Raw genomic sequence first — 24,309 nt, forward strand, 5'->3', positions numbered from 1 at the left:
TGACTGGGGTTATTTGGTAGCCGGGATCGGCTTGTAGGAAGCGACGAACGCATCACTGCCGGCGGCATAGAACAAGGCACCTTGGCTGACCTCGGCGTTGCCTTTGCTGAATACGATGTCCATGCACGAAATCGATGCCTGGGCATCGCTGGCGAAGACCCGGTAGAGCACTTCGCTTTCGCCTTCATAGGTGTTGGCCACGGCCTTCATGGTGCGTGGTTTGTGCTGCGTGGGCTGTTTGTAGTCTTCGACCAACTGCAGAATCGGCTGGCGGTCGACCATGGCGTTCTCACGCAAGATCGACACCGGCGACACGGTCACCAGGTGCCCGTTGACCAGGTTGGCCCAGACCCGGTTGTTGTAACCCGGCAGGTAGTCCTTGGTGGCGCGGCGCTGCAAAGGTTGGTCGTTGACCATGCTCAGCACTTCGCCGGCATTGCGTGGGCGGTCGGCCTCGCAGCTGGACATCGGCATCTGCGCGGCGTATGCGCTGCTGATCAGCGTGAAGCCACTCTGTTTCGGCTTGATATTCTGCGCCATGGTCCAGCTGTAGTTGGCCACGGGGGTACCGGCGAAATCGACCTGCGGACGCACAGCTGCAACAGCCTTCGCGGTGCTGGTGCTGGTGCTGCTGGTACTGGTGGTTGCGCTGGAGGTACTGCTGGCCGTGGCCGGCGTGCGCTGTGCCGTGGTCGGCTTGCTCGCGGCAGGCTTGCTGCTCGCTTGTGCGGTAGTGGTCGCCTGCCGAGGCTTGGCAGCGGTCGAGGTGCCGTAGTGCAGGTAGCGGGTGTTACCCGCTTCTGCCTGGGCGCGCATTACCAGGGCCTGTTCGTTGGCCAGCTCGACGATTTCCACACGGCGGTTCTGGCCACGCAGCAACGGGTCGCTGTTATCGGCAATCGGGCGCGATGCCCCGGCGCCTTGGTAATAGATGGCACTGGCCGGGATGCCGGCCTGCAGCATGACCTTGCCCACGGTCTTGGCGCGGCGCTCGGACAGCTTCTGGTTGAAATCGGCATTGCCCACGGCATCGCTGTGGCCAACGATCAACAAGCGACGTGCCTGCGCCTCCTTGGCGGCGGCCTGCTTGTCGGTGGCGGCCGGCTTGGCATACATCTGCGCCAGCTTGGCCACGGCGCGCTGGCCGTTGGGGGTCAGTTGGTCGGAGCCAGTGGCGAACATCCCGGTGTCTTCGATCTGGGTCACCAGGCCCGCCTGTTCAGGGACGGCGGTCACCACCGCAGCCGAGGCAACGGTCAACTTCTCGGTGGTGATCTTCAGGTTCTCTTCCTTGGCGATGCGGTCAAGCTCCTGCAAGCGCGACTGCCAGACATAACCGGCGATGCACCCCAACGTGCCGCCGACTGCAACGCCCGGCAAGATGCCGTCCTTGCCTTTAAGGGCATAACCGGCAGCGCCCCCGGCGACAACCCCGACACCACAGAGCACGGGCATGCCGTAGTCCCTGCCAATGTCTTTAACGCTCTTGGAAATATTGTCGATCTGTTGGCTGCTGCAACCGGCAGCGGTGATGAAGGCGCAACTGAGCGCTGTGAGGCGAAACATGCTTTGCATTGCGGCTCCTTGCCGAAACAGGTCTGGATGATGGCAACTTGACATGCATTGTCACAGATTACCGGGGATTTTGCCCCACCCAGGTAAGCATCTCCAGCGCCGGATACACGGCTTGCCGGGGTGCTTGGTACACAATCGATTCAACCATGACGTTTTTCAATCGCCTCCATGCCGTTTCCTGCATTGCCGTGCAGAGCGCCGTGCCGGATGCTTTATTTACATTGAGACAGCGCTTATTCCATCCGCAGAGGCCCGTATGAAGACCGTCAAAGAAATCCTCAAGACCAAGTCGCAACACCAGACCGTTTACACCATAGGCCCTGATGACTCGGTGCTGGAGGCCCTGAAGCTGCTGGCGGAAAAGAATATCGGTGCGCTGCCGGTGGTGGAGAACAATCAGGTGGTGGGCATTGTCAGTGAACGCGACTACGCCCGTAAGTTGGTACTGAAGGGCCGCTCGTCAGCGGCAACGCCAGTGCGTGAGATCATGAGCGCCCCGGTGATTACGGTGGACCCGACACAGAGCTTGGCATATTGCATGAACGAGATGACCGATCGGCATTTACGTCACCTGCCAGTGGTCAGCAATGGCGAACTGCTGGGCCTGTTGTCGATTGGCGACCTGGTGAAGGAAACCATCGCCGAACAGGCCAACCTGATCCTGCAGCTGGAGCAGTACATCCGCGGCGAGTAAACCGCCTCAGTGGTAGGCGCGCTCCAGTTCGTCCAGTTGGTGGTCGAAGCTGCGCAGGCGCGCCGACCAGGTGTACACCAGTACTTCAAGGTCGCGGTTGAGCACGGCAGTGGTGCCATTGCCCGTGCTCGTCGGCTCGCCCAGGTCGAGCTGATAGCGTTCGCGGGCCATGGCCGTTGCCACACTGGAGAGGTCCCGTGCATTGGCCAGCCAATGGTGGTGGTGATCGTGGATTTCGCGGTCGAGCGCCCGGCACTGGCGCTTTAAGGCGTCCAGGCTTTGCTCCAGCGGGGTGCCCTTGAGCTCACCCATGACTTCTTCGAAGGTGCGCCCGGAGTGCCAGTAGCTGCCCCAGAAATAGCGGTCGAATACCGTTTCGACCCGGCGCAGGGCAACCTTGGTGTTCCAGATGGTCAGCAACGTTCGCCCCTGGATCACCTCACGCTTGTTCAGGCGCAACTGTTGCCAGGCGATCCAGGTCAGCGCCACCAGCGCAACCGCCACGGTGACCGCGGCGGCGGCGTAGAGAAACTGCACCGCCTGGTTCATCTGTTGCGTCTGCCTGATGCCATAGAAGTAACTGGCCGTCAGCGTGCCCAGGATCGTCACGGAGCACCAGAACCCTGGTGCGTAGGGATCTTTCATCGCGCTATCCCCTTATTGTTTTCCTGAGCATAGCAACGGCCAATCACTCGTCAGGTGCCGCTCGGCGCTTTATTTTCGGGGGCGGCGCAACGCCTCGTTGAGTTGGTCGAAAGGGACTGCCCAATCAGCATCTTCGTTGATGCTGTCCTTGAGGAAGTTGCGCTGGGCATCGGTCCAGAACGGGGCATCGACCAGCTTGATCTCGTTTTGCAGCGGCGAGTGGCTGGTGATGAATTGATCGATACTCAAAGCATCGTCAGGCAAGCCCAGCTGTTTGAACAGCTCGGCGAATGGATGGATCGGTGCTTCCATGATTCCTCCTAATAGCCGGTCAGGCCGTCCACGACGCCCGCCCGGCGTTGGCTTGAGAACATCAGCACAGCTCACGCACTTCGGCGTGCGGTACCAGCTTCATGAACTGCTCCATGCTCATGTGGATCAGGTGATCGTGGTCACCCGCCTCCAGGTAGACATCACCTTGCCGGGTAAGGGTCGGGTCGAGCAGCATTTTTATATCGTAGGCATCGCCAAGTGCCGGCACTGCGCCGCGTTCGCAATCGCCGAACAGCGTCGGCAGGCCGCTTTCGCGGGTCAGTTGCCAGGCGCCCGACATGCGCACCTTGCTCATGTCCAGATGCCGGTTGGCCGGTAGCACGGCCAGGATGTAGTTGCCATGCCGGTCATCGAGCACCACCGACTTGGCGACCCGCTCGGCGGGTACACCGGCCGTGCGTGCCGACTCCAGGCTGGTGGCTGAATGTGGATGGGGAATGATGTCGTAGTCGCAGTTGGCCTTGTCCAGGCGGGCCTGCAGGGTCTTTGCCATACGCATGATGCACCTCCGGTATTGCGCCCCCAATCTTCAATTTTAGGCCCTGGCCCGGCAGGCATGACTAAACTTGTGTAATAGAGACGAACGAGGTGACGACAGGTGGCCGCTCGCTGGTGGCGCTGGCTGTTGCTGTTGATGCTGCTTGGGCTGGCACCGGGCAGCCAGGCAGCGCCCGGTGCCGTCTGGGTGTTGAGCATCGACGATGCCATCGGCCCGGCCAGTGCCGACTACCTGGTGCGCAGCCTGGACCAGGCCCATGCGCAAGGCGCGCAACTGGTGGTCATCCGCATGGATACCCCTGGCGGCCTGGACAGCGCCATGCGCCAGATGATCAAAGCCATCCTCGCCAGCCCCGTGCCGGTTGCCAGCTTCGTCGCGCCCAGCGGTGCACGGGCCGCTAGCGCTGGCACTTACATCCTTTATGCCTGCCATGTCGCAGCCATGGCCCCCGGAACCAACCTGGGCGCGGCCACCCCGGTGCAGATCGGCGGCCCCCCGGGCATGCCCAAGGACGACAAGGCCAAGCCCAGTGGTGATGAACAAACCCTCGCCCGCAAGCAGGTCAATGACGCTGCTGCCTACATACGCGGCCTGGCGCAGCTGCGCGGGCGCAATGCCGATTGGGCGGAGCAGGCCGTGCGCGAAGCCGTCAGCTTGTCGGCCAGCGAGGCATTGCGGCTGAAGGTGGTCGACCTCGTGGCAACTGACCTGCCCGACCTGCTGCGCCAACTCGACGGCAAAACACTGGACGCTGCCGGCCAGCCGCAGCAGATGCACACCCGCGCAGCCAGCCTGGTCGAACACCTGCCGGACTGGCGCACACGCCTGCTGGCCGTCATCACCAACCCCAGCGTGGCGCTGATCCTGATCATGGTCGGCGTGTACGGCCTGCTGTTCGAGTTCATGAGCCCCGGCTCCACCGTGGGCGGCGTGATCGGCGGTATCTGCCTGCTACTGGCGCTGTATGCCCTGCAATTGCTGCCGGTGAGCTACGCCGGGGTGGCGCTGATCCTGCTCGGGCTGGCGTTCATGATTGCCGAGGCGTTCTTGCCCAGCTTTGGCGTGGTCGGCTTTGGCGGCATCGTGGCCTTCGTGGTCGGCGCAGTGATTTTGATGGACACCGACGTGCCTGGGTTCGGCATCCCCTTGCCCTTGATCGCCAGCCTGGCAGTGCTGTCGGCGCTGTTCATCGGTGGCGTGCTGGGCATGGCCCTGAAAGCGCGCAAGCGCGCCCTGGTCAGCGGCGATGCCGGCTTGGTCGGCAGCCTGGTCACGGTCACCCAGGTGCTGGCAGACAACCCGTTCTGCGGTTCGGTGCAGGCGCAGGGCGAACAGTGGCAGGTTCAGTGCGCGACGCCACTGCAGCCTGGCCAACACGTGCGAGTCACGGCGCGCCGTGGCGTGATGCTGGAGGTCAGCGCTGCTGCACCTGCGGCCCAAGGAGAATGACGATGTTCATGCAATTGGGTTTCGGCGCCCTGCTGATGCTGCTGGGCGTGTTGTTGCTGTCGGCGTTCCGGATCTTGCGCGAGTACGAGCGCGGCGTGGTGTTCCAGCTGGGGCGGTTCTGGCAGGTGAAAGGGCCGGGGTTGATCTTGCTGATCCCGGTCATCCAGCAGATGGTTCGGGTCGATCTGCGCACGGTCGTGCTGGATGTACCGCCGCAGGACGTGATCACCCGCGACAACGTCTCGGTCAAGGTCAATGCCGTGCTGTACTTTCGCGTGCTCGACCCACAAAAAGCGATCATTCAGGTCGAAGACTTTCTCGTCGCTACCAGCCAACTGGCCCAGACAACCTTACGCGCCGTGCTTGGCAAGCATGAGCTGGACGAGCTGTTGGCCGAGCGCGAGCAACTGAATGCCGATATCCGCCAGGTGCTGGACGCGCAAACCGATGCCTGGGGCATCAAAGTGGCCAATGTCGAGATCAAGCACGTCGACCTCAACGAATCGATGGTGCGTGCCATCGCGCGCCAGGCCGAGGCCGAACGTGAGCGACGGGCCAAGGTGATCCATGCCGAAGGGGAGTTGCAGGCGTCCGAAAAACTGATGCAGGCGGCGCAGATGCTCAGCAAGGAGCCAGGGGCGATGCAGTTGCGCTACATGCAGACGCTGGGGGCGATTGCCGGGGACAAGAGCTCGACCATCGTCTTTCCACTGCCGCTGGATTTGCTCAAGGGCTTTGTGGAAAAGCCGAAATAACCGGGGGCGCTTGTGCGCCCCCGATGGCCAGTCAGATAGGCGCGCGACGCAGGGTCGCGAGGAAGGTTGCCGCGCCGATGAACAACCCGGCAAAGGTGCGGTTCAGCCGCTTCTGCTGTTTGGGTGTACGCAGCAGGCGCAGCACCCGCGAAGCCAGGCCGGTGTAGCCCGCCATCACCAGCATGTCGACGGTGATCATGGTGACGGTGATGGCCACGTACTGCGGCAGCAGGGCCTCATGTGGGTTGATGAACTGCGGCAGCACCGCCAGCATGAACACCAGAGCCTTGGGGTTGCTGACGTTGACCAGAAAACCACGGAACACCAGGCTCAGCGGTTTGCCGATCGGGCGTACGGCAGACTCTTCGCTCATGTCCATCGGCAGCGCGCGCCATTGCTTGTAGGCGAGGTAGACCAGGTAGGCAACGCCAAACCACTTGATCACCGTAAAGGCGGTGGCGGAAGCGGCGAGGATGGCGCCGACACCGGCGGCGATGATGGCGATCTGTACGATCAGGCCAATCTGCAGGCCTAGCGCGTTCCAGTAACCGCGCCAGAAACCGTACTGCAGGCCGCTGGACATCGAGGCAATCGCCCCGGCCCCCGGTGAAAGGCTGATCACCCAACACGCGGCAAAGAAGCCCAACCACACTTCCATCGACATCACACACCTCGCTCAAACATATGTTGCAAAACGTTAAGCTAAGATGTTGGCGAAAAAATAACCAGCGGATTTTGCAGATTTTGGGCCAGTTATTCCTGTGGCATGGGCGCGAGACCCCTTTGCGCCTGACACGAACAGATGTAGGAGCAGCCTTGTGCTGCGAAACGCCGCGCGAGCGGCGCTCGATCTCACAGGCGCTAAAAGGCTCCCACCCTACGCCCCAAAGACCTCAGCCTCAAGACAGCGCCTCAAGCTCGGCCTGCATGCTTTCCAACGTTTCCAGCGCTTCCATCCAGGCTTCCTCAAGCTCGCCTTCGCGCTGCTTGAACTTGCTCTGGCGGGCCAGCACATCGCGCAGTTCATCCTTGCGCGCGGCCTCGTACAGGCCACTGTCGCCCAACGCTGTTTCGATCTCAGCCAGTTGCGCATGCACCTGGTTAAGCTCGGCTTCCAGCTTGTCGGCCGCCTTCTTGTGCGGTGCCAGTTGCTGACGCAAGGCCGCTGCAGCCTGGCGCTGAGCTTTCTTGTCGGTCTTGTCCGGGTTGGCCGGGCTGTTGCTGACCGGCGCGTTGCGCTGACGGTACTCGACCAGCCAGCGGCTGTAGTCTTCCAGGTCGCCATCGAACGTATCGACCTTGCCGTCAGCCACCAGCAGGAAATCGTCGGTGGTGCTTTTGAGCAGGTGACGGTCGTGGGAAACCACCACCACAGCACCGGCGAACTCCTGCAAGGCCATGGTCAGCGCCAAGCGCATTTCCAGGTCCAGGTGGTTGGTCGGTTCGTCGAGCAGCAACAGGTTCGGCCGTTCCCAGGCGATCAGCGCCAGGGCAAGGCGGGCCTTTTCACCACCGGAGAAATTCACCACCGGCTCGTCGACACGGTCACCGTGGAAATCGAAGCCGCCGAGGAAGTCGCGCAGCGTCTGCTCACGCTCGGTCGGGGCAATCCGCTGCAGGTGCAACAGCGGGCTGGCCTTGTCGTCGAGGGAGTCGAGCTGGTGCTGGGCGAAGTAGCCCACCGCCAGGTTCTCGCCACGTACCAGGCGCCCAGACAGCGGTTCCAGCTCGCCGGCAAGGTTCTTGATCAGGGTCGACTTGCCCGCGCCGTTGGGGCCGAGCAGGCCGATACGCGCACCCGGCACCAGCTGCAGCTTGACCTTCTCCAGGATGGCCTTGTCGCCATAACCCAGGCGGCCTTCGGACATGTCCAGCAGTGGGCTGGAGATTTTCTGCGACTCACGGAAGACGAAGTCGAACGGCGAATCGACATGCGCCGCCGACAACTCTTCCATGCGCTCCAGGGCCTTGATGCGGCTCTGGGCCTGGCGGGCCTTGGTGGCCTGTGCCTTGAAGCGGGCGATGTACTTTTCCATGTGCGCACGCTGGGCCTGCTGCTTTTCGTAGGCTTGCTGCTGTTGCGCCAGGCGCTCGGCACGGGTGCGCTCGAACGCGGTGTAGCCGCCCTTGTACAGGTTCAGCTTGCGCTGCTCGACGTGCACCACGTGGTCGACCACGGCATCGAGGAAATCGCGGTCGTGGGAAATCAGCAACAGGGTGCCGGGGTAGCCCTTGAGCCAGTCTTCCAGCCAGAGGATGGCATCCAGGTCCAGGTGGTTGGTGGGCTCGTCGAGCAGCAGCAGGTCGGACGGGCACATCAGTGCCTGTGCCAGGTTCAGGCGCATCCGCCAGCCACCGGAGAAGTCACCGACGCGGCGGTCCATCTGTTCGTTGGTGAAGCCAAGGCCGGCCAGCAATTTGCGTGCTCGGGCATCGGCGGTATAGCCATCGGCACTTTCCAGCTCGCTGTGCAGGCGCGCCAGGGCCGTGCCGTCGTGCGCCGTTTCGGCGATGGCAAGCTCGGCCTGCACCTTGCGCAGGCGCACGTCGCCATCGAGCACATAGTCCACCGCGAGGCGATCGAGGGTGTCGACCTCCTGGCGCATGTGGGCGATGCGCCAGTCGCCGGGCAGCTGGCAATCGCCGGAATCGGGCGAAAGCTCACCGCGCAGCAAGGCGAACAGGCTGGATTTTCCGGCGCCGTTGGCACCGATCAAACCGGCCTTGTGGCCGGCGTGCAAGGTCATCTCGGCGCCTTCTAGCAAGCGCTGCGGACCACGCTGTAAAGTGAGGTTGGATAGTCTGATCATGATGGTCGCGGAGTCTACCAGCTTCCTCGGCCCGTAGCGTGAGTGGAATCATGTACACCGACCTGTGGAATCACGCCCTGGCCTTGTATGCCAGGGCCGGCGTGGAAGAGGCCTGCCTTGACGTGCAAGCGTTGGGCGGTGACGTTTGCCTGTTGCTCTGCGGCACCTGGCTGCAAGCACGCGGCGTGGCCGCGACAGGTGAGCGCACACAGGCCCTGCGCGACATTGCCGAACCTTGGCAGCGTGAGGTGGTGACGCCATTGCGTAACCTGCGCCAGCAATGGCGCACGGCAGCGCACAACGATGCGCAGTTGGCAGCGTTGCGTGAGCAAGTAAAGGGGTTGGAATTGCAGGCCGAGAAGGCCTTGCTGGAACGCCTGCAGGCGTGCTCGCAACAGTGGCCCGCGGACTCGCACGAGCCCACGGACGACTGGCTGGCCCGGCTAGCGCCGGACCAGGCCCAAGATCACCGCGCGCTGCATCAATTGCGCGTCGCGGCGGCAGCGCTTCAGGATGCCGAAGACGGCGCCTGAGCCGGGGTGCTGGCGGGTGCCGACGGTGCTGCGGCCGGGCTGGCCGAGTTGGTCGCGGCGGCAGGCGCGCTGGTGGCAGCCGTGGCGGGCTTGGTTTCGGCTGGCTTGCTCGCGGCTGGTTTGGCAGCAGCCGGTTTTGCAGCAGCTTTCACCGCCGGTTTTGCAGCCGGTTTGGCGGCAGCACGCGCGGGTGCTTTAGCGGCAGCCGCGGGCTTGGCAGCAGGCTTGGCCGCAGGTTTTGCAGCTGCAGGTTTAGCTGGGGCTTTGGCCGCTGCAGGTTTGGCTGCCGGTTTAGCAGCGGCGGCTTTGGCTGGCGCCTTGGCAGCAGCTGGCTTGGCTGCGGGTTTTGCAGCTGCAGCCTTGGCCGGTGCTTTGGCAGCGACGGCTTTAGCGGCTGGCTTGGCCGCAGGTTTGGCGGCGGCGGTTTTGGCGGGTGCCTTGGCGGCAGCGGCTTTTGCTGGCGCTTTGGCCGGCGCTTTGGTGGCAGCGGCTTTGGCGGCTGGCTTGGCGGCAGCAGCTCTGGCCGGCGCCTTGGCTGCAGGTGCTTTGGCGGCAGGTTTGGCGGCCGTGGCGCGTGCTGCTGGCTTGCTGGCAGCCTTGGCCGGTGCTTTAGCAGCAGCTGGTTTTGCAGCCTTGGCAGCGACGGCGCGCTGGTCCAGTGCCTTGCTGGCGGCTTCACGCACCTTGCCCACACCTTGGGCCAGCTTCAGGCTGTCCTGGGCATCACGCTTGAGCTGTTGGATGTAGGTACGGGTCTGGGTCTGGCGGTCCTTGAGCGAGTCGAGCAACCCTTCAAGTTCACCGATAGCTTTTTGTGCCTTGGTCTGCGCCTTGGCTTTACCTGCCTTGGCCGCATCCTGCAGTTTCAGGCGACCGTTGTGCAGTTTCTCTTGTGCCTTGCCACGTTGCTTTTCCAACTTGGCCAGCAGTTTTTCCGCATCAGCCAGCGCTTGCGAGCAGGCATCTTCCAAATGTTCGAGCAGGCTGCCCGAAAGTTGCTGGAGCAGGTGCAACGGCGTACTTACTGGCTTCTTTTTGGCCGACATGGTTTACCTCCTGGCTGACGAGATTGCGGCTCATACTATGCTTCTGCTGCTACCGCCGCTAGGGCATGTTGACAGTAATATTTACGCCGCGTTGCATGCCTGGGCAAAGTTGTTATCTTGCAGCTCCGTGAAAGTGTAGTTGCTGAATTAAGCGTTGCTCATATTTGGCAGATACAGGCCAACCCCGATGTTGGCTGCTACGGCCCGCTCATTGCGCAGGAACTGTCCATGCCGCGTTTTCTTGTTTTAGGTTTGTGCCTGGTGGCGCCTTTTGCCCTGGCCAATGCAGACGACCACGACCTGGCCTACAGCCTGGGTGCCAGCCTGGGCGAGCGGCTGCGCGAAGAGATGCCGGGGCTGCAACTGGACGCCCTGGTCGAAGGCCTGCGCCAGTCCTATCAAGGGCAACCACTGAAGCTCGACAAGGCACGCATGCAGGCTGTGTTGCAGCAGCATGAAGCGCAAGCCGACAACGCCGCCGAGCAGGCTCAGGCAGAAAAACTCAAGGCGGTGGAAACACGCTTCATGGCCAACGAGCGGGCACGTGCTGGTGTGCATGAACTGCCCGAAGGCGTGCTTTACAGCGAACTGCAAAGCGGCGCCGGCGCGCAGCCGAAAGCGGGTGGCAAGGTGCAGGTACGTTACGTGGGCAGGTTGCCGGATGGCTCGGTGTTCGACCAAAACCAACAGCCGCAGTGGTTCAGCCTGGATTCGGTGATCGAAGGGTGGCGGGTGGCGTTGCCTCGGATGCATGCAGGCGCGAAATGGCGCCTGGTGATTCCGTCGGCGCAAGCCTACGGTGCCGAGGGCGCGGGTGACCTGATCGCGCCCTATACCCCCTTGGTATTCGAGATCGAACTGCTGGCGGTTGGCGACTGACGCCACGCCTCAGGCTTCGACCGTGCCCTCTTCCTTGTGCGCGTTGTGCAACACCTCGATCAGGCAATCCTCCAGCTCGAAGCGCTCGTGCAGCAGGCCGCCCAGCTTGGCCAGTTTTTCGGCGAAGCGCTCGGGGTCTGTGCACTCGCCCTTCTCGCAATGGTCATTGAATGCCAGCGCGATCTGGGTGCTGTCATCGATGCGCGGGTTGATCTGCGTGGCCAGTTCAAGGCCGCGAGTGTCGCCGAAGGCCTTGGCTTCACTGACCAGCTGTTCGCTGACTTCGAAATGCCAAGCCGAGACATAATCGACCAGCACCGCGCAAAAATCGCGGTTCTTGTCCTTGTCGGCGAAGGCTGGCTTGGCGTCGCGCAACGCGCGGAAAGCCTGCACCAGTTCATGGCGCTCCTCCAGCCAACGGTCGATCAGCTTGTGAACCCCACCCCAGCGTTCCTGGGCGTTCTGACAACTATCGAGCATGGCGATCTCTTCCCTTCTGGGTAGATGCCGCTGCACCTCGCACCACGACCGCGCAGCACAAAGGTGACATCAGCAGGACGGCATCGAGCAGTTGTATTTTCGGTATGCGTGCTGGGAGATTATTCCCGCGCGTGCTGACCATCAAGGTACGCAGCAGACAAAGTTCATACAAGTGTTTAATACCCCGTTACAACACCATTGGTCGCGATAGCGTCCCAGGCTTGCGCCAGGTCAATCGCCCGCCAGGGTGCGGAAACGATACGCCAGCAGGCGGCTCAAGGGCAGCGCGCCCAGTAGCAGGAATGCCAGCAGGCTCCATTCAGGCAGTGTCAGGTCAACAAAGCTCCAGGTCAGCGCGTTGCAATCCGGGCCACCCAGCAGCAATTGCCGCGCAGCTTCACGCCAGGATTGCTCGAACACATCCCAGATCGGAGCCGGGCACACGTGAACTGCCCCACCCGCCCCTTGCAGCCAGACATGCCGTGCCGCCAGCAACGCCCCCGCCGCCGTGCAGGCCAGCAGTGCTTGCGAGTAACGGCGGATACCCGACCTTCCCGGTGCCTGCAGCACTGCGCCCAGGCAAAGCAGCCCATACAGGCCCAGTAACAAACGTTGGCTGAAGCACAACGGGCACGGCACCAGCCCCAGCGCACTTTCCAGGTGAAATGACCCGGCCAGCACGGCCAACGCGGCAAGGCAGGCAGGAAAGAAAAAAGTGCGTAAACGGGCCGGCAGCATGGGCGATGGAGGTCCCGGGGAATGAAGTGGCTTGAAACGGTAGAGGAAGTAACCGCTGTGTTTCAAGGCACTACAGGGACGACAAGTCGCTGAATAGCAAAGGAAGTTTCCTGCCTGGCAGTAGGAAACGTCTTAAGAAATGGACTGCAGAACTAACTTATATCGCCGGACAAGTTACCCGCCCCCTTAGCCCGCACGCTGGCGCGAACTAAGGGGTAACCCAGGTAAAACGCTTAGGCGTAACTCAGGCGCGCACTGCTTCTGGCAACGGCAGCGCCAGCAAGCGCTCATCCAGCAAGCCGAGGCCTTCCTGGAACAGCTGGTTGCTGCGCTCGGTCTCGCCAAGGCCGGCGAGCAAACGGGCCAGTTCGGCACAGGTTTCCGGGTTGCGCTCCATCTGCAAGCTGCTTTCCAGATAGTCCCGCGCCTTGCCCCACAGGCGGTTCTGCAAGCTCAGGCGGCCGAGGGTCAGCAGCAGGCTCGGGTCCTGTGGATGCGCCTTCAGCCAGCCTTCGGCTGTTTGCAACTGGCGCGCCGGGTCATCACCGCGCACCAGGCCATACAAGCGAGCCAGGTGGCTTTCGTACTCACGCTTGAGGGCCGTGCGCAGCACTTGCTCGGCTTCGCCCTGGGCGCCGACCTGGCGCAGCTGCTCGGCGTAGGCCAGCACCAGCTGCGGCTCCTGGCGCTGGGCGGCAGTCAGTTGCTGCCAGGCACGTTCCAGGGCCTGACGCGCACTTTGCGCATCCTCGCCGCGGGTTGTCGCCAGGCTCAGGTTCTGGCCCCACGCACGCTTTTCAAGCTCGGCAAGCTCAGCCGCTGGCAGCACCTTGCCCTTGCGCAGGTCAGGCAGCAGGCGAATCAGCGCCGACCAATCGCCACGTTCCAGGTACAGGCGCTGCAGCAGGCGCAGCACCTGGGTGTTATGCGGGTGCCGCGCCTGCATCGCCAACAGGGTTTCCAGCGCACCGTCCGTGTCGCCACGGTCCATCTGCAACTGGGCATGGGTCAGGGCAATGGCCAGTTCCGCCTGCGGCTGACGCTCCAGGGCTCGCTCCAGCAGGTTGTCGCTGTCTTCCTTGCGGCCTTGCTCGTTGGCGGCGCGGGCGGCGCCGAGGTAGTACAGCAAGGGCTGGCGTTCAGCTTCGGCGGCGCGGTGCAGATGGCGCTGGGCACTGGCCCAGCGGCCCTCGGCGAGGTCCAACTGGCCTTGCTCGATGGAAAGACGGATGCGCCGGCTGCGGTTACGACGCGACCACGGGTTGACCACGCCGCTGGAGGTCAGCACCAGGCCAACCAGGTAGCGCAGCAACCCGAGCAGGGCGATCACGGCCACAAGCCCGGCCAGCGCCGCCCAAAGCCCCGACTGGTAGCGGAAGCTGCCATAGGCGATCAAGACGTAGCCACTGTGCTTGGCCACCGCAATGCCCAGCGCGGCGGCGATCACGATCGCCAGTACGGCCAGCAGGTAGACCCGCTTCATGGCTTGCCCCCTTCACCCTCGGCCGGCAGGTGGCGGCGCTGGATGTAGGCTTGCACCGAGGCCAGGCTCTCGCTCAGGTCAGGGGTGACCACAGACACCGGTTGCTCGGCCAAGGCGTTGAGGCTGTCGAGCATGGCCTTGCTTTGTGGGTTGTCGGCATTGAAGTTGGCCAGCAGTACGCTGCGCGCATCATCCAGTGCCTGGGTGTAGACCTTGGCCTCGCCATTGAGCGCGGCCCACTGGGCTTGCTCGATGGTCAGGCTCAGGGCCAGGCGCAGCTGGTTCAGCGACTGACCGGCCAGCAGCGGCCGCACGTTGTCATCGGCGTTGAAGTCGATCTGGAAATACTTCGAGATTTCCGCCCACCACTGCGACCAGCGACTGGCGCCATCGCCGTCGGAGGTCAGCGCACCGAGCGCATCGGCATTGCTCTCGAACTCAGGCGACTGGGCGCTGAGTTGTTGCACCAGCTCGCGCTGTGCAGCCAGTTTGAGGAACAGGCCCGTGCGGTCTGGCTGCTGCGTGCTGTTGAGGGTTGCCAGGCTGCGCGCCAACTGCTCGCGGGCGGCGAAGGCACCGGGGTCGCTCTGCTCGCGAAGGATTTCGTCGGCACCTTCGACCAGGGCCTTGGCGCTGGTGATGTCCTGCAGCGCCGAGAGGCGCAGGGTAGCCAGGCGCAGCAAGTGTTCGGCCTCTGCCAGGCGCCATTCCTTGCGGCTCTCGCCCAGCACGGTTTCCAGACGCTGGCTGAGGCGTTGCTGATCGCCTTGCAGCTGCGAAACGAGGCGGCGGCGGTCTTCCAGCTCGCTGGCGGCCGGCAGGCTGGCCAGCTGCGCGCTGATCTGCTGTTCACGCTGCTGCAGCGCTTCGGCGCGCTGGTTCAGGGCTTCAAGGTGCTGCCCTTGGTTGAATTCGCTGCCTTGCAGTTGCCGCACCTGCCAGACACCCCAGCCACCTATTGCGACCCCGGCCGCACCCAGCAGCAGCGCCAGCGCTGCCAGGCCGGTGCCGGAGCGCTTGGCGGGTGTGGCGGTGACGGGATCCGCCGGCGTCTGGGCCGACGGCTGATCGTTATTGGACAAGACAGTTTCGCTCACGTATCCATCCTTTGCATGGGGGCGCTAGGCGTTCAGCTTAGCGCCTTAAGAGGCAGGTGCAGCGCTGCGCTGCACCGCTGCCAGCAAGGCCGTGGCACTGGCGCCACGGCAATCCACAACCTGTTGGGCCCCGGCGGCCCTGGCCTGCTCGGCAACCCGCGGGCTCGGCACGAACAGCGGCAGACGCGCCACCTGGGGCCAATCGGCGCCGGCCATCTGCTGCAAATGTTCAAAACCCTGCCCACTGCTGACCACCAGGCCATTGAGGCGTTCCGCTTCGATGCGACGCATCAGCGTGCCCGCCGGGTACTCCGGCAGGCAGCGACGATACAGTTCCAGATAATCGACACTAGCACCTTGCTCTGCAAGACGCTCTGCCAGCAGTTCGCGACCTCCCACGCCACGGACGATAAGGACGCGTGGTGTAGGAAGCGCGATAGCGTCGCGCAGGACCGGCAGTGCGAGCAAGGCCTCGCTGTCGTCACCTTGCGTAGGGAAAGTCACCTGAAGACCGGCGGATTGCAGCACTGCAGCCGTTGCTTCACCGACGGTAAACCAGCCGGTTGCCGGAGGCTGCAGGCCGGCGTGCGCGAGTTGCTCAAGCAGCAACCTGGCGGCCGGTTTGCTGACCACGATCATGGCCTGGTAGTGCCCCAGCCCGGCAAGCCGCTGACGCGCCACGTCGCCCAATCGCACAGGCTCGATCGCCAATAAAGGCAGGCAGTTGCTGGCCACGCCGGCGGCTGCCAGGCTCTGCGCCAGTGCCGCGCAGTCCTCTTCAGGCCGGGTCAGCAACAGGCGCCAAGGGCTCACGGGTGCCCGGCCTCGCCATAGACTTCCTTGAGGATGGCCTCGGCGCCTTGGCCGAGCAGGTCTTCGGCAACCTGCACGCCCAACACTTCAGCCGACGCGCGCGGCGCCCGGGCTTCGGCCACCAGCAAAGTGCCCCCGCTCGGCTGGCCGACCAGGCCGCGCAGCCACAATTGGTCGCCTTCAAGCACTGCGTAGCAGGCAATCGGCACCTGGCAGCCGCCATTAAGGCGCTTGTTCAGGGCCCGTTCGGCCACCACCCGGTCGGCGGTGTCGAGATGGTGCAGCGGCGCCAGCAGTGCATGGATTTCGCTGTCGGCACTGCGGCACTCGATACCCACCGCGCCTTGGCCGCCCGCGGGCAGGCTGTCATCGACGCTGATGCTGGCGGTGATGCGGTCTTCGAAACCGAGGCGGATCAAGCCGGCGGCGGCGAGGATGATCGCGTCATATTCGCCAGCGTCGAGCTTGGCCAGGCGGGTATTGACGTTGCCACGCAGGAAGCGGATTTCGAGGTCTGGCCGACGCGCCAGCAACTGGGCCTGGCGGCGCAGGCTGGAGGTGCCGACGATGCTGCCGGCGGGCAAGGCTTCGAGGCTTGCAAAACGGTTGGAAACGAACGCGTCGCGCGGATCTTCCCGCTCGCAGATGCAGTACAGGCCCAGGCCTTCAGGGAAGTCCATGGGCACGTCTTTCATCGAGTGCACGGCGATGTCGGCTTCGTTGTCCAGCAGGGCGGTTTCCAGTTCCTTGACGAACAGGCCCTTGCCGCCGATTTTCGCCAGCGGCGCATCCAGCAGCTTGTCACCGCGGCTGACCATGGGCACCAGGGTCACGATCAGCCCAGGGTGCGCCTGCTCGAGGCGGGCTTTGACGTATTCGGCCTGCCACAGGGCCAAGGCACTTTTACGGGTGGCAATGCGGATTTCGCGAGTGGACATGGAACGCCCCGATGCAGAGAAATGCTGCCGATGATAACAGCTCCGGCGGCATCACCAGCAGATGCGGGTCAATGGCTATGTACGTCCCATGCGCGGCCGTGGGCAGCGGCCGCGCAAAGACGTGGTCAGAGCGTCTGCATCATCTTGCGCACGCCAGCCACATGGCGCCGGCTGACGGTCAGGGCATCGCCGTCCAGGCCTTTGAGAAACAGCTGAAAATGCCCAAGCGGGGTGCGCTGCAGGCGTTCGATACGCTCGCGGGCCACCAGCGCGTTGCGGTGGATACGCACGAAGCGTTCGCCAAATTCGTCTTCCAGGGCCTTGAGGGGCTCATCGAGCAACACCTCACCGCCCTCGTGGCGCAAGGTCACGTATTTGTGGTCAGCGATGAAATAGATAACCTGGGGCAAGGGAATCAGCTCGATGCCCTTTCGCGTTCGCGCACTGATATGGCTGCGCGGGCCGCCGCCTTCATTGGCCGGCCGGGTGAGCGCCGCCAATTGGGCGCGGTTGGGCTTCTCGGCCTTGCGCAGCGCATCGCGCAACGCCTGAGGCTGGAAGGGTTTGGTCACATGGCTGAGGGTGCTGTCCTTGAAAGCCTCTGTGCCGTATTCATCGTCGCCGGTGCAAAACACCACCGAGGGCGGCGCTTCGCGCTCGCACAGGCGAGCAGCGACCTGAAGGCCATCCAGGCCAGGCATGCCGATGTCCAGCAGGACCACATCGGGCTTTAGGCTTTCGATCAGCGCCAGGGCCTCCTCGCCGTTGGTGGCGCTTGGCTCCAGCACGGTATAACCCTCTAGTTCGCCGAGTAGCCTACTGAGGCGTTCACGGCCTTGGGGTTCGTCATCAACGATCAGGACATTCATAATTGCGCTGGATTCCTGAATGAGTCTCGCACAGGTGTAGCGTAGACAAGTGTGGTTCGAGCGACACTGCGTGTCACGCTCTAGACCGGTGCAATGGCCAAAGATTCACTCGGCCGGCAGATTCACTGCCAGTCCTCTGTCCAACTGTAGACGGTCCGTGGAACACTGCCGTTCAATCCTGCAAATCCTTGCTTGCTCGTTTGCCTGCCCATTTGCCGTCATTTCTCTCGACCGGCGTCCTGCGGCAGCCAGCCCAACCCTGCTATTATCGGCGCCACTTTTTCGTTCACGCCTGCAATGAGTGAATCCATGAGCACCGACAAGACCAATCAGTCCTGGGGCGGCCGCTTCAGTGAGCCCGTCGACGCCTTCGTCGCCCGTTTCACCGCTTCGGTCGATTTCGACAAGCGCCTGTACCGCCACGACATCATGGGTTCGATCGCCCACGCCACCATGTTGGCGCAGGTCGGCGTGCTCAGCGATGCCGAGCGCGACACCATCATCGATGGCCTGAAGACCATCCAGGGCGAGATCGAGGCCGGCAACTTCGACTGGCGCGTCGACCTTGAAGACGTGCACATGAACATCGAGGCACGCCTGACCGATCGCATCGGCATCACCGGTAAAAAGCTGCACACCGGCCGCAGCCGCAACGACCAGGTCGCCACCGACATCCGCCTGTGGCTGCGCGACGAGATCGACCTGATCCTGGCCGAAATCACCCGCCTGCAACAGGGCCTGCTGGAGCAGGCAGAGCGTGAAGCCGAGACCATCATGCCCGGCTTCACCCACCTGCAAACCGCCCAGCCGGTCACCTTCGGCCACCACTTGCTGGCCTGGTTCGAAATGCTCAGCCGCGACTACGAGCGCCTGGTCGACTGCCGCAAGCGCACCAACCGCATGCCCCTGGGCAGCGCCGCGCTGGCCGGCACCACCTACCCGATCGACCGCGAGCTCACCTGCAAGCTGCTGGGCTTCGAGGACGTATCGGGCAACTCGCTGGACGGCGTTTCGGACCGTGACTTCGCCATCGAATTCTGCGCTGCCGCGAGCCTGGCGATGATGCACCTGTCGCGCTTCTCCGAAGAGCTGGTGCTGTGGACCAGCGCCCAGTTCCAGTTCATCGACCTGCCTGATCGCTTCTGCACCGGCAGCTCGATCATGCCGCAGAAAAAGAACCCAGACGTGCCGGAGCTGGTACGTGGCAAGAGCGGCCGCGTGTTCGGCGCCCTGATGGGCCTGCTGACCCTGATGAAAGGCCAACCGCTGGCCTACAACAAGGACAACCAGGAAGACAAGGAACCGCTGTTCGACGCCGCCGATACCCTGCGCGACTCGCTGCGTGCCTTTGCCGACATGATCCCGGCCATCAAGCCCAAGCACGCGATCATGCGTGAAGCGGCCCTGCGCGGGTTCTCCACCGCCACTGACCTGGCTGACTACCTGGTACGCCGTGGCCTGCCGTTCCGTGACTGCCACGAAATCGTCGGCCACGCGGTGAAGTATGGCGTGGACACTGGCAAAGACCTGGCCGAGATGAGCCTGGACGAACTGCGCCAGTTCAGCGACCAGATCGAGCAGGACGTGTTCGCTGTGCTGACCCTGGAAGGGTCGGTCAATGCCCGTGACCACATTGGTGGTACCGCACCGGCGCAGGTGCGTGCGGCCGTGGTGCGCGGCCAAGCCTTGCTGGCTTCGCGCTAACTGCTTGTTGTAGGAGCAGCCTTGTGCTGCGAAGAGGCCGGTGAAAACACCATGGATCTAAGGTGTTTGCACCGGCCTCTTCGCAGCACAAGGCTGCTCCTACAGGTTCAGCGCTAGCTTCAGTTAGCGTTTGCCGCTACGAATCATCTCCATGAAGGCCGGCATCGCCGCGTCCTTGTCTGCCAGGATCCGCGCCATGTGCGGGTTCTCGCGCATTTTCTCCAGCAATGCCTTGGCCTCGGGGAAGTCCGCGAGGAAGTCGAGGTTCAGCACCTTCTTGCCCACCGCGTAGGCCAGGTCGACCGAGAAGCAGAACATCAGGTCGGCAATGGTCAGCTGCTCACCCGCCACATAGGGTGCGAAGCGCCCATTGCGCTTGAGCGTGGCGAAGCCGGCCAGCAAGTCGGCACGGGCGCGTTCCTTGATCAACGGCTCTACCGCCATGCCAAAGAAGGACTCGGCATAGCAGGTACGCGCCGGCAGCTCGATGTACAGCTCGATTTCCTTCAGCAGCTCACGCACCTTGGCCTGCTCGAACGGGTCCGTTGGCAGTAGTGCCTTGCCGCCTTGGGTCTGCTCGATGTAGTCGAGGATCACACTGGTTTCGCTGATAAAGCCGTGCTCGGTTTCCAGCACCGGTACCTTGCCCCGCGGGCTGACTTCCAGTGCCTTGGGCGCCTGGCCGCCGTAGAAGGTGACCTCCTCGAAAGGCAGGCCTTTTTCCAGCAGCGCCAGCTTGACCATGTTGTAGTAGTTGCTGACCGAGAATCCGTGAAGCTTGAGCATGGGGTAACAGCCTCCAGGCCGTATGGGGATGGCCCGGCTTTTATAGCCCCTGCGCCAGCGCCTGACCAGCGTCATGCACCCGGTCGATGACCGGACATTGCCAGCACAGGCGTGGCAAACTGTATGCCCCATCACAGGAGTACCGCCATGAGCGAGCCCACCGACATCGACAATGACGACGAAGCCTTCGCCGAGGCAACGCTGACACAGGCCATCGAGAACCAGATCGAAAGCGGCGAGCCGCCGGCCGCCAAAGCCACCTTCAACAAGCTCACCCTGGTCGGCTACGCGCGCGAGGACATCCTCAACCTGATGGCCCATGTGTTGGCCTTCGAGATCGACAACATGCTGGTGGAAGACCGCGCCTTCGATAGCGAGTGGTATGAAAACGCCCTGCGCGCCCTGCCCGAGCTGCCACCTGAGATGGATCAAGGCGACGACGAATAACCCGACTACACTCGAAGGTCAGGCACCGATGACGGTGCCGCCATCCTCGTCTGGAAGTCAGGAGTCGCCATGTCCTTTACCCCCGATCTGATCGCCGAACTGGAAGTCCTCGCGCTGTTCAAGCACGACAGCAGCCAGGAAGGCATCAAGATAAACAGCCACGCCTCCCCTGCCCTGATCGCGGCCGCTCAGCGCCTGTTCGAGAAAGGGCTGACCGATCAACCCGATGGTGGCTACCTGACCAGCCTGGGTCATGACGCCGTCGACAGTGTTCAACTGCTGCAGAACATTCTCAAGGCGCCACAACCGGCCTGACAGACTGCCGCAACCTTTGTAGGAGCGGCCTTGTGTCGCGAATGGGCCGCAAAGCGGCCCCTGCAATTTGTGCAGCGCTGCTGAAATCCTGGGGCCGCCTTGCGGCCCATTCGCGACACAAGGCCGCTCCTACAGGGGCCGCACAAGACTTTTAGCTGGCCGCCGCCCTGCGCTTCTCGGCCAACCGCGAGCGCCCGTACAGGAACACGATGGCCAGCAATGCCACCGCCTGGGCTGCCAGCGAGTAGGCATCGGCATGAATGCCCAGCCAGTCGAACTCGAAGAACGCCACCGGCCGCGTGCCCAGCACCCCGGCCTCTTGCAGTGCCTTGACGCCGTGCCCGGCGAATACCACAGACAGCGCGCACAACAGCGCCGCGTTGATGCTGAAGAACAGCGACAGCGGCAGCTTGGCCGAACCGCGCAAAATCACCCAGGCCAACCCCACCAGCAGCACCAGCGCCGTCGCGCCCCCTGCCAGCACCGCCTGATGCCCGGCAGGCCCCGCCTGCAGCCACAGGGTTTCGTAGAACAGGATCACTTCGAACAGCTCGCGGTACACCGAGAAGAACGCCAGCACGGCAAAGCCGAAGCGCCCGCCGCCACTGACCAGGCTGCTCTTGATGTAGTCCTGCCAGGCCGCAGCGTGGCGGCGGTCGTGCATCCATACCCCCAACCACAGCACCATGACCGCAGCAAACAGCGCCGTGCAGCCTTCCAGCAGCTCGCGCTGGGCACCGCCCACGTCGATCACATAAGCCGCCAGGGCCCAGGTGGCAAAGCCGGCAACCAGCGCCAGGCCCCAGCCGATATTGACGCTGCGTACAGCCGACTGCTGGCCGGTGTTGCGCAGGAAGGCCAGGATCGCCGCCAGCACCAGAATCGCTTCAAGGCCTTCACGCAGCAGAATCAACAGCCCGGAAATGTAGCTCAGCGACCAACTCAGGCCATCGCTGCCCAGCAGTTTGGCGGCCTGACTGAGCTTGGTCTTGGCTTCGGTCAGGCGCTGCTCAGCCTGGGCCACCGGCAAACCATCCTGCAGTGACTGGCGGTAAGCCATGAGGGATTTTTCGGTGTCTTTGCGCGCTTGGGTATCGATGTTGTCCAGCGAGCTTTCCACCAGCTCGAACCCTTCCAGGTACGCGGCCACCGACAGGTCATACGCCTGGTCGTGATCGCCTTCGCGGTAGGCGGCCAGGCTTTTATCCAGGGTGCTGGCAGTGTACTCGAGCAACTGCGCCGGGCCGCGTTTGACCTGCGGCGGCTGGGCACGCTGGGCACGGAAAGCGTCCAGCGCACTGGCACCTTCGTTGGCCGCGACTTCAGCCGGGGTCTGGCGGGCAAGGTCGGCCAGGTTCCAGACCTTGTCACCTTTGGCGGCTTCAGGCTGGGCAGTGAAGCTTGCCACATAGGCAGCGACGTCCCAGCGCTGACGCTCATCGAGTTGATCGGCGAACGATGGCATCTCGGTGCCTTCGATGCCCAGGCCAAGGGTGTTGTACAGGTCGAACAGGCTCAACTGGTCAAGCCGCTCGACGCTGCGCAGGTTAGCGGGCGGCGGTTCCAGGCCGACACCGGCCGGGCCATCGCCGGCGCCGGTATCGCCATGGCAGATCGAGCAGTTCTGCGCATACAGCGAAGCCCCGCGGGCCGGGTCCGGGGTAATCACCGGGGCCTGGCTAACCTCGTAGGCCACCGCCAGGCGCGCGCCCAACTGGCGGGCCTGACGGGCAACGGCGGCGCCTTCATGACGCTGCTCAATGGCCTGGCGCAAACCCTCTACGCCCTGCTCCAGTACCGTTTGCTCCGCATGCGCCGGCAAACCTTTGACCAGTTCGGCCAGTAACGCAGTGAATTCCTGTTGCTCGCGGTATTCACCCTCGTCGATCACCTTGCCGTCACGCACGGTCGGCGGGTAGTCGGCACCGATGTAGTCGAGCAGGTGCAAGGCTTTGGCGGCCTCGGCGGGGGCTTCGGCCAGCACCACGGTGCTGCACAGCGCCAGCACTGGGCCAAGCAGTAAAGCAGGCAGCCAGGCAAGCAGACGGGAACGGGTTTTCATGGCCAGTCTCGGAGGGAATGCGAAAGAGAACATTGTTCACTTCCACTCTATTTCTCTCAAGGGTAGCGGGCGGATTTCATGAAAAATCTTGTGACAAATGAACTTCAACCCAGGAGGCGCGTTGATTCTTGTAGAAGGCGTCGAACCTGAGGCGCAGGTATTGTCAGAAAAAAATCGGGGAAAATGCTAAAAATCAGAATTTTCATGGCGCAGTGAGAAAAAACTTGAGGATCAAGCCGATTATGAGGATTTCCATAAAGTCGAACCCAGTGCGCACAGAGCATTGCATCGAGAGGGCTGCAAGGCAGCCCTGTATTCACTAGAAAACTACTGAACAGCCTTGGCCATCCCCCGCTCCATATCGTCGATCAATGCCTTGGCCATCTCGCTGAGAATCCGCGCTGCACTGCCGGCCACGCGGTCATTCTCCATTTCCGCTTCGGTGGTCAGGTGGCGGATGCAGCCGAGCAGTACGGACAACTGAGAGAAGGCGTGGTTGAAGGGGACGTCAGGTTGCAGGCGGAACAGGTCGAAGGTTTCCTCGCCTGCGGTGGAAGACGCTGTGGGATCGTCGCGCATTGTGTTGGTCCTCGGCTCAGGCGCTGGCGCGGGTGTGGTCGCACAAGGCGTTGATCATCCGGCACAACAGGCGGATGTTCATGCCCATCGCATCACGCATCAGGCCAGGGCTGCTGTCTAGCAGGGCGGAGGTGGTCTGCTCCACCGTCAGGGTCAGGGCGCGGATCAGCAGGTCGCACGTTTCGGCGCAGGGAGGGTCTTGGAGCGTGATGAGGGGTGGGTCGAGCAGAAGGAGGGTTGCGGGCGGTGGGTCGGGGACGATTTTTTTCATGGTGGGGCTCCGTATGCGGAAAGAAAAAACTACCGTCCTCCTCGTCTCACGGAATTGGGTGGCAGTCGTGCACGGAGTGAGACCCGGGACATACGGTAACCCCGGCCAGGCCTAAGCCTGCCCGCGCACGACCGCCATGAAGCGGTGCTACCGAATGCAAACCGGGTGTCTCACGCCCGATCGCCTTGCGAGGCGACCCGAGGACATTATTCCTGGGGCATCTCCCCGCCTAGACAGCACCTTCCGACAGGCGCGTAGGATAGTTCGCCTGATAGCGAGAGCTGAAGCATTTGGTTTCAGATTCGGAAATGTCTTACGTATTCGGGGTGTTCGGCGTTAGAGGTTCGGCGCCCTCAAGACCGAGCGCCGCCCGCGCGGCGCTTCGCGGGGCAAGCCCGCTCCCACATTTGTTTCGGGCCAATTTTCCTGAGGCATTGGCACGCGCCCCCTTGGCGCCCGCCTCAATATCGCGTCATACAAACAAGGCGGTCGCGCGCCGCCTTCACAGG

At 63.2% G+C, this 24,309-nt stretch carries 26 protein-coding genes; 8 read left to right on the forward strand and 18 right to left on the reverse strand.

Translation table 11 applies throughout. The features are described from left to right. Positions 1-9: 9 nt before the first annotated feature. Positions 10-1,575 (reverse strand): OmpA family protein, encoded by a 1,566-nt coding sequence (locus AB7M33_RS07980; RefSeq protein WP_454242678.1) that lies wholly within the window; start codon positions 1,573-1,575, stop codon positions 10-12. Between the two features lie 256 nt (positions 1,576-1,831). Between AB7M33_RS07980 and AB7M33_RS07985 the strand changes: the two genes are divergently transcribed. Further along, complete coding sequence (locus AB7M33_RS07985) at positions 1,832-2,269, forward strand: CBS domain-containing protein (RefSeq protein WP_238212755.1); 438 nt, start codon at positions 1,832-1,834, stop codon at positions 2,267-2,269. Positions 2,270-2,275: 6 nt separating this feature from the next. Here AB7M33_RS07985 and AB7M33_RS07990 read toward each other — a convergent pair whose 3' ends face one another. The 3 genes from AB7M33_RS07990 to AB7M33_RS08000 form a co-directional block, all read right to left on the reverse strand. Then, complete coding sequence (locus AB7M33_RS07990; protein ID WP_454242679.1) at positions 2,276-2,914, reverse strand: NADH:ubiquinone oxidoreductase subunit N; 639 nt, start codon at positions 2,912-2,914, stop codon at positions 2,276-2,278. Between the two features lie 69 nt (positions 2,915-2,983). After that, complete coding sequence (locus tag AB7M33_RS07995; protein ID WP_085273890.1) at positions 2,984-3,226, reverse strand: DUF2789 domain-containing protein; 243 nt, start codon at positions 3,224-3,226, stop codon at positions 2,984-2,986. Positions 3,227-3,287: 61 nt separating this feature from the next. Next, complete coding sequence (locus AB7M33_RS08000; RefSeq protein ID WP_027595139.1) at positions 3,288-3,746, reverse strand: aminoacyl-tRNA deacylase; 459 nt, start codon at positions 3,744-3,746, stop codon at positions 3,288-3,290. 99 nt (positions 3,747-3,845) lie between these two features. Here AB7M33_RS08000 and AB7M33_RS08005 point away from each other — a divergent pair, with 99 nt between their 5' ends. Both AB7M33_RS08005 and AB7M33_RS08010 read left to right on the forward strand, forming a co-directional pair. Further along, positions 3,846-5,195, forward strand: a complete 1,350-nt coding sequence (locus AB7M33_RS08005) for an NfeD family protein (protein ID WP_454242680.1) — start codon at positions 3,846-3,848, stop codon at positions 5,193-5,195. Positions 5,196-5,197: 2 nt separating this feature from the next. After that, on the forward strand, positions 5,198-5,950 hold the full coding sequence (locus AB7M33_RS08010; protein ID WP_027595137.1) for a slipin family protein: 753 nt from the start codon (positions 5,198-5,200) through the stop codon (positions 5,948-5,950). 31 nt (positions 5,951-5,981) lie between these two features. Here the strand turns inward: AB7M33_RS08010 and AB7M33_RS08015 are convergent, their stop codons facing one another. Further along, on the reverse strand, positions 5,982-6,614 hold the full coding sequence (locus tag AB7M33_RS08015) for a LysE family transporter (protein WP_027595136.1): 633 nt from the start codon (positions 6,612-6,614) through the stop codon (positions 5,982-5,984). 235 nt (positions 6,615-6,849) lie between these two features. Next, the gene (locus AB7M33_RS08020) at positions 6,850-8,760 is read right to left on the reverse strand and encodes an ATP-binding cassette domain-containing protein (protein WP_454242681.1); all 1,911 of its coding nucleotides are present in this window, start codon (positions 8,758-8,760) and stop codon (positions 6,850-6,852) included. A 50-nt stretch (positions 8,761-8,810) separates the two neighbouring features. Here AB7M33_RS08020 and AB7M33_RS08025 point away from each other — a divergent pair, with 50 nt between their 5' ends. Beyond that, complete coding sequence (locus tag AB7M33_RS08025) at positions 8,811-9,293, forward strand: TIGR02444 family protein (RefSeq protein ID WP_265969204.1); 483 nt, start codon at positions 8,811-8,813, stop codon at positions 9,291-9,293. On the opposite strand, the gene AB7M33_RS08030 is transcribed toward AB7M33_RS08025, so the two are convergent. Then, positions 9,269-10,339 (reverse strand): AlgP family protein, encoded by a 1,071-nt coding sequence (locus tag AB7M33_RS08030; protein WP_412763813.1) that lies wholly within the window; start codon positions 10,337-10,339, stop codon positions 9,269-9,271. The two genes, AB7M33_RS08025 and AB7M33_RS08030, sit on opposite strands and share 25 nt — an antisense overlap. A gap of 228 nt (positions 10,340-10,567) precedes the next feature. Between AB7M33_RS08030 and AB7M33_RS08035 the strand changes: the two genes are divergently transcribed. Continuing rightward, positions 10,568-11,218: an FKBP-type peptidyl-prolyl cis-trans isomerase gene (locus tag AB7M33_RS08035; protein WP_085273895.1), complete on the forward strand. Its 651-nt coding sequence runs from the start codon at positions 10,568-10,570 to the stop codon at positions 11,216-11,218. Positions 11,219-11,227: 9 nt separating this feature from the next. On the opposite strand, the gene AB7M33_RS08040 is transcribed toward AB7M33_RS08035, so the two are convergent. The 7 genes from AB7M33_RS08040 to AB7M33_RS08070 form a co-directional block, all read right to left on the reverse strand. Further along, on the reverse strand, positions 11,228-11,698 hold the full coding sequence (locus tag AB7M33_RS08040; RefSeq protein WP_027595131.1) for an Rsd/AlgQ family anti-sigma factor: 471 nt from the start codon (positions 11,696-11,698) through the stop codon (positions 11,228-11,230). A 231-nt stretch (positions 11,699-11,929) separates the two neighbouring features. Continuing rightward, positions 11,930-12,436 (reverse strand): disulfide bond formation protein B, encoded by a 507-nt coding sequence (locus AB7M33_RS08045; protein WP_454242682.1) that lies wholly within the window; start codon positions 12,434-12,436, stop codon positions 11,930-11,932. Between the two features lie 244 nt (positions 12,437-12,680). Then, complete coding sequence (locus AB7M33_RS08050) at positions 12,681-13,919, reverse strand: heme biosynthesis protein HemY (protein WP_186703109.1); 1,239 nt, start codon at positions 13,917-13,919, stop codon at positions 12,681-12,683. Further along, on the reverse strand, positions 13,916-15,016 hold the full coding sequence (locus tag AB7M33_RS08055) for a uroporphyrinogen-III C-methyltransferase (RefSeq protein ID WP_097151363.1): 1,101 nt from the start codon (positions 15,014-15,016) through the stop codon (positions 13,916-13,918). The genes AB7M33_RS08050 and AB7M33_RS08055 overlap by 4 nt, the downstream gene beginning before the upstream one ends. Positions 15,017-15,061: 45 nt before the next feature. Continuing rightward, entirely contained in the window at positions 15,062-15,829 is a 768-nt protein-coding gene (locus AB7M33_RS08060; protein WP_099428041.1) for a uroporphyrinogen-III synthase, read from the reverse strand. Beyond that, a complete protein-coding gene (hemC, locus tag AB7M33_RS08065) occupies positions 15,826-16,767 on the reverse strand; it encodes a hydroxymethylbilane synthase (RefSeq protein WP_454242683.1) in 942 nt (313 codons plus the stop codon). The genes AB7M33_RS08060 and hemC overlap by 4 nt, the downstream gene beginning before the upstream one ends. 125 nt (positions 16,768-16,892) lie before the next feature. Beyond that, positions 16,893-17,636, reverse strand: a complete 744-nt coding sequence (locus AB7M33_RS08070; RefSeq protein ID WP_027595125.1) for a LytR/AlgR family response regulator transcription factor — start codon at positions 17,634-17,636, stop codon at positions 16,893-16,895. 309 nt (positions 17,637-17,945) lie between these two features. Here AB7M33_RS08070 and argH point away from each other — a divergent pair, with 309 nt between their 5' ends. After that, positions 17,946-19,340, forward strand: coding sequence for an argininosuccinate lyase (gene argH, locus AB7M33_RS08075; protein WP_027595124.1), 1,395 nt, complete (start codon positions 17,946-17,948; stop codon positions 19,338-19,340). Between the two features lie 123 nt (positions 19,341-19,463). Here argH and AB7M33_RS08080 read toward each other — a convergent pair whose 3' ends face one another. Next, positions 19,464-20,126, reverse strand: a complete 663-nt coding sequence (locus AB7M33_RS08080; protein ID WP_454242684.1) for a glutathione S-transferase — start codon at positions 20,124-20,126, stop codon at positions 19,464-19,466. 147 nt (positions 20,127-20,273) lie between these two features. Here AB7M33_RS08080 and AB7M33_RS08085 point away from each other — a divergent pair, with 147 nt between their 5' ends. Together AB7M33_RS08085 and AB7M33_RS08090 are read left to right on the forward strand one after the other, a co-directional pair. After that, complete coding sequence (locus AB7M33_RS08085; protein ID WP_454242685.1) at positions 20,274-20,573, forward strand: hypothetical protein; 300 nt, start codon at positions 20,274-20,276, stop codon at positions 20,571-20,573. A 69-nt stretch (positions 20,574-20,642) separates the two neighbouring features. Next, positions 20,643-20,888 carry a TIGR02647 family protein gene (locus AB7M33_RS08090; protein ID WP_027595121.1) on the forward strand — a complete coding sequence of 82 codons (246 nt, stop codon included), beginning with the start codon at positions 20,643-20,645 and terminating at the stop codon, positions 20,886-20,888. A 151-nt stretch (positions 20,889-21,039) separates the two neighbouring features. Here AB7M33_RS08090 and AB7M33_RS08095 read toward each other — a convergent pair whose 3' ends face one another. The 3 genes from AB7M33_RS08095 to AB7M33_RS08105 form a co-directional block, all read right to left on the reverse strand. After that, positions 21,040-22,983, reverse strand: coding sequence for an FTR1 family protein (locus AB7M33_RS08095; protein WP_454242686.1), 1,944 nt, complete (start codon positions 22,981-22,983; stop codon positions 21,040-21,042). A 294-nt stretch (positions 22,984-23,277) separates the two neighbouring features. Further along, on the reverse strand, positions 23,278-23,529 hold the full coding sequence (locus AB7M33_RS08100) for a DUF3077 domain-containing protein (RefSeq protein WP_099428037.1): 252 nt from the start codon (positions 23,527-23,529) through the stop codon (positions 23,278-23,280). 16 nt (positions 23,530-23,545) lie between these two features. After that, the gene (locus tag AB7M33_RS08105; RefSeq protein WP_027595117.1) at positions 23,546-23,800 is read right to left on the reverse strand and encodes a hypothetical protein; all 255 of its coding nucleotides are present in this window, start codon (positions 23,798-23,800) and stop codon (positions 23,546-23,548) included. Positions 23,801-24,309: the final 509 nt, after the last annotated feature.

Source organism: Pseudomonas sp. Y3 TE3536, assembly GCF_053629175.1.

What these genes read in the sequence shown, in the direction of transcription:
- AB7M33_RS08080 (WP_454242684.1), bottom strand. Translation starts at nt 20,126, where the DNA reads ATGCTCAAGCTTCACGGATTCTCGGTCAGCAACTACTACAACATGGTC.
- hemC (WP_454242683.1), bottom strand. Translation starts at nt 16,767, where the DNA reads ATGTCCACTCGCGAAATCCGCATTGCCACCCGTAAAAGTGCCTTGGCC.
- AB7M33_RS08085 (WP_454242685.1), top strand. Translation starts at nt 20,274, where the DNA reads ATGAGCGAGCCCACCGACATCGACAATGACGACGAAGCCTTCGCCGAG.
- AB7M33_RS07990 (WP_454242679.1), bottom strand. Translation starts at nt 2,914, where the DNA reads ATGAAAGATCCCTACGCACCAGGGTTCTGGTGCTCCGTGACGATCCTG.
- AB7M33_RS08015 (WP_027595136.1), bottom strand. Translation starts at nt 6,614, where the DNA reads ATGTCGATGGAAGTGTGGTTGGGCTTCTTTGCCGCGTGTTGGGTGATC.
- AB7M33_RS07995 (WP_085273890.1), bottom strand. Translation starts at nt 3,226, where the DNA reads ATGGAAGCACCGATCCATCCATTCGCCGAGCTGTTCAAACAGCTGGGC.
- AB7M33_RS08090 (WP_027595121.1), top strand. Translation starts at nt 20,643, where the DNA reads ATGTCCTTTACCCCCGATCTGATCGCCGAACTGGAAGTCCTCGCGCTG.
- AB7M33_RS08105 (WP_027595117.1), bottom strand. Translation starts at nt 23,800, where the DNA reads ATGAAAAAAATCGTCCCCGACCCACCGCCCGCAACCCTCCTTCTGCTC.
- AB7M33_RS08010 (WP_027595137.1), top strand. Translation starts at nt 5,198, where the DNA reads ATGTTCATGCAATTGGGTTTCGGCGCCCTGCTGATGCTGCTGGGCGTG.
- AB7M33_RS08095 (WP_454242686.1), bottom strand. Translation starts at nt 22,983, where the DNA reads ATGTTCTCTTTCGCATTCCCTCCGAGACTGGCCATGAAAACCCGTTCC.
- AB7M33_RS08040 (WP_027595131.1), bottom strand. Translation starts at nt 11,698, where the DNA reads ATGCTCGATAGTTGTCAGAACGCCCAGGAACGCTGGGGTGGGGTTCAC.
- AB7M33_RS08000 (WP_027595139.1), bottom strand. Translation starts at nt 3,746, where the DNA reads ATGCGTATGGCAAAGACCCTGCAGGCCCGCCTGGACAAGGCCAACTGC.
- AB7M33_RS08050 (WP_186703109.1), bottom strand. Translation starts at nt 13,919, where the DNA reads ATGAAGCGGGTCTACCTGCTGGCCGTACTGGCGATCGTGATCGCCGCC.
- AB7M33_RS08020 (WP_454242681.1), bottom strand. Translation starts at nt 8,760, where the DNA reads ATGATCAGACTATCCAACCTCACTTTACAGCGTGGTCCGCAGCGCTTG.
- AB7M33_RS07980 (WP_454242678.1), bottom strand. Translation starts at nt 1,575, where the DNA reads ATGCAAAGCATGTTTCGCCTCACAGCGCTCAGTTGCGCCTTCATCACC.
- AB7M33_RS08035 (WP_085273895.1), top strand. Translation starts at nt 10,568, where the DNA reads ATGCCGCGTTTTCTTGTTTTAGGTTTGTGCCTGGTGGCGCCTTTTGCC.
- AB7M33_RS08070 (WP_027595125.1), bottom strand. Translation starts at nt 17,636, where the DNA reads ATGAATGTCCTGATCGTTGATGACGAACCCCAAGGCCGTGAACGCCTC.
- AB7M33_RS08030 (WP_412763813.1), bottom strand. Translation starts at nt 10,339, where the DNA reads ATGTCGGCCAAAAAGAAGCCAGTAAGTACGCCGTTGCACCTGCTCCAG.
- argH (WP_027595124.1), top strand. Translation starts at nt 17,946, where the DNA reads ATGAGCACCGACAAGACCAATCAGTCCTGGGGCGGCCGCTTCAGTGAG.
- AB7M33_RS08100 (WP_099428037.1), bottom strand. Translation starts at nt 23,529, where the DNA reads ATGCGCGACGATCCCACAGCGTCTTCCACCGCAGGCGAGGAAACCTTC.
- AB7M33_RS08025 (WP_265969204.1), top strand. Translation starts at nt 8,811, where the DNA reads ATGTACACCGACCTGTGGAATCACGCCCTGGCCTTGTATGCCAGGGCC.
- AB7M33_RS08045 (WP_454242682.1), bottom strand. Translation starts at nt 12,436, where the DNA reads ATGCTGCCGGCCCGTTTACGCACTTTTTTCTTTCCTGCCTGCCTTGCC.
- AB7M33_RS07985 (WP_238212755.1), top strand. Translation starts at nt 1,832, where the DNA reads ATGAAGACCGTCAAAGAAATCCTCAAGACCAAGTCGCAACACCAGACC.